Source organism: Microbulbifer discodermiae, from assembly GCF_040742695.1.
GTDB lineage: Bacteria > Pseudomonadota > Gammaproteobacteria > Pseudomonadales > Cellvibrionaceae > Microbulbifer.
The window spans coordinates 21,699-29,590 of record NZ_JBFLAB010000053.1; the positions used below are offsets into that span (position 1 = coordinate 21,699).

The 7,892-nt window shown below is 51.1% G+C and carries 2 protein-coding genes and 1 pseudogene; all 3 read right to left on the reverse strand.

What is annotated here, in order from left to right; all coding sequences use genetic code 11:
- Nucleotides 1–104: 104 nt before the first annotated feature.
- Entirely contained in the window at nucleotides 105–572 is a 468-nt protein-coding gene (locus tag AB1S50_RS15760; RefSeq protein ID WP_367151918.1) for a hypothetical protein, read from the reverse strand.
- The gene (locus AB1S50_RS19535; protein WP_455363758.1) at nucleotides 572–5,035 is read right to left on the reverse strand and encodes an RHS repeat-associated core domain-containing protein; all 4,464 of its coding nucleotides are present in this window, start codon (nucleotides 5,033–5,035) and stop codon (nucleotides 572–574) included. Before AB1S50_RS19535 ends, AB1S50_RS15760 begins: the two co-directional genes overlap by 1 nt.
- 1,563 nt (nucleotides 5,036–6,598) lie before the next feature.
- A pseudogene (locus tag AB1S50_RS19540) lies at nucleotides 6,599–7,036 on the reverse strand (SpvB/TcaC N-terminal domain-containing protein); the annotation flags it as partial.
- Nucleotides 7,037–7,892 lie beyond the last annotated feature (856 nt).

Below are 7,892 nucleotides of genomic sequence, written 5' to 3' on the forward strand. Positions count from 1 at the left end.
CATCCGACGCGAACCTTTGAATTGCCCCCAGTGAAGCATCAGCGCCAATTTTCAGTCTGGACCCTAAATCTCCATCATTCTGGCCACCAGATTGCAGTCAAAACTCAATTTAATGAAGAGCATTTAGAGCCATCGTATCTTTCAAATGCACTGAAGCTTCTTTCTAAATTCGTATTAATCATCAATCCATTAGGGACACAAATAATACTTTGTGGCACGCCCCAGTAAAGCACTTTCAAAGACTCACCATCTAACTGTTGAACAACAGCAAAAATTTCTTTTTGTCCTGTAACACTTTCCACATGGCTTGCAGAAAGTTGAACTGTAACCTCGTTAGTAATTTTTGCTTTGCCTTTTACTAGGGTTACAGAATCAAGCCTCACACTATATTGGTTGGAAATGAGAATCGAACCTTCTTTCAACTCTTCAGAATTCTCTGGCAACAGCGAAGCTGTCTTCGGCACCCCCTTGATAACAAATACTTGAGAAATTTTTCCCGCCGAGAGGCAAAAACCCGAGCCAAACAGCAGTAGAAAGCCAACCAACAACCTAAATCGATTTTTCTGTTTCACTACTTGGCCCCCCTCAAGGTTCTCCAACGCCCAGGCTCTTCAGTATCAACTCGTCGGTATTTATACTTTTGAGATATTCGCCCAATTTCCCAAATTTTATTCCCTCTCGCGCCAATTACAAAGCTAGACTTGCCATAAGCTTTCACAGAACTGTGATCACCGGGTCCTGGTTTTTGCTCTAAACCTCGATAATGTACATGCGCGATCGCTGAAGCGCCAGCTGTTCGGATTACTCCTCCTTGAGCCGGCAAAATGCCAATATCTGTAACAATAATTTGCCCCTTAGCGTTTTGCGTCATCATTAGGAACTTTTCGCCTGTCACATTGATATTTGCTGACGCTGTTGCCTCAGAAACACCTCGAAGGAAATCAATATAGGCATCAGGAGATACAACATCATCAGTACTAGATGCTTGACGGACGTTAACTTTTGCTGCAGCCTTTTTAACTTCAGAATTGTTTTTAAACCCCTTATCCATAACGGGAGCAGTTTCCCAAATACCGTCTTCTACAGCCTGCAAATATTTTTCTTGAGTAAGATTTAAACCATAGGTATTTTTACCAGAATCGTTACTCTGGCCATCATCAATTGCATTACCACCACTCTGAATCTGCTGGCGAGAACCCTGGTTATTTGTATCTTGAGGTGCAGCTTGCTGGGAAGCTGCGCCTGAGCCTGGATTTGAAGCGCCATTACTGCTCACCCCAAGCGAAGTTACAAGCTTTGAACCACCAACGGTGATTGCTCCATTGACATTTTTCGCCTGAGATACGTCCTTCTTGATATGGCTGCCAGTTACTTTCTCTATCTGCGCCGAATACCCACTTGGGTCGGTCCCCGCCAGGGGATTATTCATTATATAGCTGTAGGGATTCAAGGACTGGGAGTTACCCGGCGCCTGGATAATCGGGTCCACCGACAGGAACCGGCCCAGATGGTAGTCGTAGGCGCGGCCGTTCATATGGATCAGCTCTACATCGTCCAGGTGCTCGTGGTCGGTAAAGCCCCGGGTGCTAAAGGCACTGCCGAGAACGGCGGGGGTTTTGTCGAGGATATTGCCCAGCCGGGGCTTGCCGAAAGGATCGAAGCTGTGGGTTTCCATCAGGTTGCCCAAATGGTCCCCTACCGCTGTGGTGGAGCCCAGCCGATCCCTGTGGCTAAAGCCAATCTGGTGGCTGGTGTCAGTAGCGGTTTCGGTGGTGGTGACCACGGCGATATCGTCGATAAAGTGCCGGTATTGGGTTTCGCTTCCGGTGGTGATCTTTTCGAACAGCTTGTCGATATAGAGGGTGGTTTTGCCACTGCCCTGGTTGACCTGCTTGTAGCGCATCTGGTCGGCGCCATAGGAAAAATAGAGGTCAGTGCTGCTCTTCTGGATACGGGTGGGTTTGTTAAAGGCATTGTACCAGATACGCTGGGCGCCGTTTTCGTGGGTGCGGTTGCCGTTGCCATCATAGCCATAGGTCTTGCTGCCACCGCCCACCAGGCTGACGCTCTTGACGGCGCTGGGACCACCACTGGTACCGCCGCTATAGCTGTAGCTGCTGGCAAAGTCATCTTTTTTCAGCAGGTTGCCGATGGCATCATAGTCGTAGTCGATATCGGGGCCATCGGTACGACTGCTGTAGTCGAGCCGGTTGAGGGCGTCGTACAGGTAGGTCTCGCTGTTGACGGCGGGACTCTGGCTGGGGATGCCGACAGTTTTGTCGCTGAGGTTGCCAAAGGCGTCGTAGCTGTAGGCGATGGTCTGGTGGTTATGCACCAGACTGTCAAAGGCGGTGCCGGACATCTGGCCTGTTTCAGCATGAAATCCGCGCCCGATCTGATAGTTACCGTCGCCAACATTGGCAAAGTCCCAGTTACCCCAGGCATCCATCTGGGTGATTTCGCGATAGCGATAGCCGCTGGCGGCATTGCTGGTGCTGAACTGATAGCCGGCGTCGTTGTAGCCGTAACGCAGGGTGAGACCGGAGGGATAGCTGAGCCCTTTGAGACGGCCGTACTGGCTGTCGAAGTGGCTTACAGTCACAAAGTCCTCGCCATCGATGGCGGTGGTGACCTGGTAGGGCCGGCTGAGGGCGTCGTACTGGAAGCTGCGGCTATAGCTTGCGTCACTGCGGCTTTCACTGGCGGGCAGGCCGATACCGTTGGGGGCACTGTCGTAGCTCCAGCTGGATTCCTCCACGCCATTGACGCTGCGGCTGTCGATCCGGCCCAGGCGATCGTAGACAAAGCTGGTCACGTCCAGGTTACCGTCAGTTTCGGTTTCCACTTCCCCAAAGCCGGTATAGGTAAAGGATTTCAGGCCCATATTGGGGTCGTCCACCCAGTCTTTCTGACCCAGGGCATTGTACTTGGCGGTGATACGGTTGGTGTTGGCATCCTGCAGCACTATGGGGTTGCCGGCACCGTCATAGGCGTACCGGGTACTGCCACCCAGGGCGTCTACGGTTTCGGTGAGCTGTTGCAGGCCGTTGTAGGTACGGCTCATGGTGCGGCCATTGACCTGTATATCGGTGGTAAAGCCGCTGCCCTGTTCGTGGGTGTAGGTGATATTGAGCTGCTGGCCATTGGTCTGGTCGACGGTCTTTTGCAGGGCGCGTCCAAAAGTATCGTAGGACAGATAACGGCTGCCATAGCTGCTGTTGGGACCGGTGGCATAGTGAGGCACCGACTCGAAGGTGGTCTGGCCCAGGTCGTTGTAACTGACGGTACGCGCTACCCAATCGGTGCCACCGAAGGCTTGTACCTCTGTGCGGATCACACGGCCAAGCATATCGTGATAAGTGACCTGGGTGGGTGTGCCGGCCTGCTGCTGAATGGTTTTAAACACGGCGCCCGGGGCCTGGCTGCAGCCGGAAGCACACCACTGCATGGCGGTATATTGATCCGGTGCGATTTTGAGGTTGGACTCTTCGGGAGCAGTGACGGTGATAACGCGGCCAAAGGCATCGTACTGATAGTCAGTGGTGAGCCCATTGGCGTCGGTGACTGAGTCTGGCTGGCCAAATTTGGCGTTGGTCACAGTGGTGACCGTATGGCCCAGGGCGTTTTGCACGGTTTTGGGGAAGTAGCCATCGCTGCTAAAGGCGGTGGTTTCCACCTCCCGGGTCTGCGTCTCCCCCTCGGCGGAGGTGGTGACGTTTTGGGGCAGGCCGTGACTATTGTAGACGGTATCCACCTGGGTCCACTTGCCACTGGAGGGGGTGGTTTTTACCCGGCTGGGCTTGCGTGCGTCGTTATCCCACTGCAGATAGTCCACCACCACCGATTGTTGTACGTCAGTACCAGAATCAATACTGACGCCGGTCCTGCTCTGAATACTGTGTTTGGTCACCGTCTGTTGAAGGGGCTGGTTGATCCACCAATTGGCCTCATCCGCAGTCACATACTGGGTCTCGGTACTGCTGGAAACAATATGCGAACTATTGGCCTCCTGGTAGCTCTGGGAGGCGAGCAGTACATTGCCCCACTGATCAAAGGTATTGGACTGGGTTTGTGTGTACAAGTTGGTACGGACACTGCCGGAAAGGCTCAACGTCCGATGCACATTCGTCTGCTGTTCAGAGCCGACAAAATAGGGGGCGTTGGCAGCCACTGTCCAGTTATCCGTCAGGGCATCCACCACCCTGGGTGAGGAGTGCCCTCCTCTGGGCCAAAAGCGCCACTCGAAACTGGTTTCTTTAAATGGGGACACGTTACTGGTGTCCGCGGACCTGTCCCCCAATTCCCATTGACGCTGCTTGTGCAGTTTGCCCGCCAGGGGGAATATCTGGTGGAAGTCGGACTGGGTTTCGATATCCGCAGCCAGGTCCTCCTCGATAATGGTATGGAAGCCCTGGAAGCCGCGGCCCTTGTTGTTAAACACCGCGCCTTTGTAGCGGTACTGGGTTTTATTGAGACCCCCAACCCCGTTGGAGCGGCGGTGCTCCGCCACCACATACATACTGGAAGAAAATTCAAAATGGTCATTCCGAACGGAAGACGAAAGACTGTCCAGATAGCCGCCGCGCTCATAGAAGGGCTTGGCGCTGGTGTGATAGCGGTCATCTCTGGAGGAAAGAGGCCGGTAGTGCCACTCATCCCTCACACCCAGGCCATTTTCTACGGCTATTAGCATGTCCGTAGGTTCATAACGCTCACTGCCTTCCGCTGAGCCGCGATTTCTATTGATATAGACACCGAAATCTCCACCGGACCAGGAATTATTCCAGTTACATCCCGTAGGCTCACGACAGCCGTAAGCAAACACAAAATCCTGCAAGCCATTGCCAAATGAATCGACGACGGCTGTTTGAGTGGCTGACCCAATAAGGCCGGTACTCGTACTGCTTAAGGTGAAACCGCCGTTACTGGTTTCCTTAAAGCGGATGGCATTGTACCAATAAAGACTCTCATCCAAGTCTTCAACCGGGTAGATTGAGTCCCCCTGGCCCCCACCGAGATCATATTTTTCATACATTGCGTTTCCGCACTTTGGGCTGGACACTCCACCATCAACAAGCGTCTGGCAATTGGTCACTAAGCGCTGACCTGGAAATAGCAGCTCCTGACGTCCATCCGCATCGAGATCGGCCAGCCTAAAGCTGTGGCTATATCGGGGAAATTTAGCTATCGCCCATTCACCGCCATCAGCGGAGGAATAATAGGGAAACTCACGTGCTGCGAATACTGAGCCGGCCTGAACAACTTTCCATTCCGAAAACTCCCCTCCACGATTCACCGCAACCGCCAAATCAAAATCCAGCCAGGTCAACCAGTCAGGCAATCCATCTCCATTCACATCCATAAAAAAATGGAAGTAATATTCCAGGGAAGAAAAGGCCCCACCACTAGTAAACGCCGATTTTGAATTCTCATAAAGATTCACTGTATCGAAGGTCACGGCGCCAGACTCATCTAGTTTAGTTAGATAAAGCACATATGGCCTGGGCTGGGGAGATTGAGCACGGGAAGTGGTCAACACCAGATCCAGATCCGCATCCACGAAATCAGGCAGGCCGTTACCATCAAAGTCACCGGCAAATTGCACTGTACTCTCGAATCTGGCCTCACCGGGTTTACTGCGGTAGGAATATATTAGTTGCCCTCCCGCACTATATGGCGCTGAATGATTACCCGTGTGCAGATGCAAATATAAATAGGCTGTGGACGCATTGACGTCACTTCTAATCACGACATCCGGATAGCTGTCACCATTGAAATCACCGATACTTTCAATCCGATCCCATTTGGAGGAGCCTGAATTACGCTTGGCAGGAATTGAAGATTCAAACCAGATAGGATTCCCACTTGCATTAAAGTCATAAGCAAACTCGAAGTAGCTTGACCCACGCCGCCAATTATCGGTCCGGCCATCTCGGTTAAAATCCGCAGATAGACAAACCTTATTATGGGTCAATGAATTCCACTGGCAGGTTTGCAAAGCTTTATTGTTATTTGCAGTTTTGAAGCCTTCCGCATCGGTATACCATCCCTGCCAATCTGAGACGCCATCCCCGTTCACATCACCTTGCGGTGATATATCCTCTATGAATCTTTGCGACTGAAGCTCCGCCACAATATCACTACTGGCACTTTCATCCCAGTTGCTGCCCGTGGAACTGGAGGAACGATAGCCCACCTTCTCGGTAGTAAATGAGGGTTTGGCATCCTGCCAGGAAAGCTCGGTCGAGGGCAGACAGCTGGCGATGCCACTCTTAAAAGCACACTCCTGGATGCTATCCAACAGACTGCGCTGACTTGCCGCACTCAACTTATAGTTGAAATTATATTCACGCAGCTTCTCTTCTTTCAGGGAAATCTCTATGCGCTCCAAACGTTTTGTCTGTCTAATCAAACCGCCCGCGATATATTTAGAACTAATATCAGGCCTTGCCCCATCCTCGTAAATAAATTTAACTTTTCTATCGCCGCTATAACTATTTGTTCCCGTATACCAGATTTCGGAAAGCTGGTATTCACCAGACCCAAAAGAATCATAAAAGTAATTTACTGAATTTCCTGAAGGATCTGATTCAGTAGTGATATTCCAGGATATCTCGCGCTGCTCATATGAAATTGGTGAATATGTATAAAAATCTGAATTGGTGCGATTCCCATACTTTTTAACCATTCCATCCGGAAAATAGACATCGAAAGTTGCACTGCTATTAATTGTTCCGGTCTGTTTGACCAAGATCCTGCTGTTAGATTCCGGATGATATACGCCACGCCCCCCATTGGGACTACCGCTGACCGCTATCAAGCGCTCCCCATTCATACACAAGCGGTCGTTGTGGTCCAACAGGATATTCAGATTCCGGCCGTCGTGCTCAAGTGTTTGTCCACAGCGGGAAATAGCAGATCCTGCATTGAGCTGCCAGCCCATGCCGAGCACGCCGTTACCGGCCCGGCTGGAGTAATTCAAGCTGATGTCCGGCTGGATTCCCGACCTACCGGGGGGGAGTTGGATCGGGATCACATAACTACCGGAACCTCCCGCAACACTTCCCTGGCCAGCAGTGGCACCAACTGCCTGGTGAGCGACTGGCACATTATCCAAAAAGTCATGGTCCGCAACCTCCAATCCAAATGGAAATTCTTCCACCCAGGCTTCAGGGATTTCTACAAAATCACTGTTAACGGAGACATGGGAACTACATTTTTCGCCACCGGGAATTATATTACAGGCGCGCAACTCAAATGTATAATTGCCTTCGGTAGAAACATTCGCAAAGGCATATTCGGTAGATTGCGCCCGCTGCCAGTCCTCTCCTGAACTACGATACTCATAATAATCATCGAATCCACCTGCATACCTGGTCCAATCCAGTCGCACATAGCGAGACATTCCAGAGACAGAGGTGCTGAAATTCAACGGGGCATCCGGCACCGGATGAAAAACAGTAACTGTGACACTCTGAGGATCAGAACATCCAGCTGCGTTACAGGAGATCACCTCATAAGAATAGCTGCCATCTGCCTTTGTCTCGCCAGGTGTATACCGTGGTGTCTGTCCCAGCGCTATCCAATCCCCCCATACACCATCGGCATATTCGCGGATTTTAAAATCGTCGATAATGTCATTGGCATCCTGCTCCCAAGTGATGGTGTAATTGCCATCATTATCATTGCCCGGCCCCTGAAGATTTGAAACTTCCAAAGGAATCGTCAGTAGTGTGATTACCTGCTGCATACTAGGGCCTGTTAACACTAATTAGCCGGTCAGCGATCAATGAAAAGTTGATGAAGAACTTAAAAACGACATCCAACTTATCAAATCGACTAAATATTCTTCGGAAACCTTTCAAGCGGCGAAACAGACGCTCTACTTCATT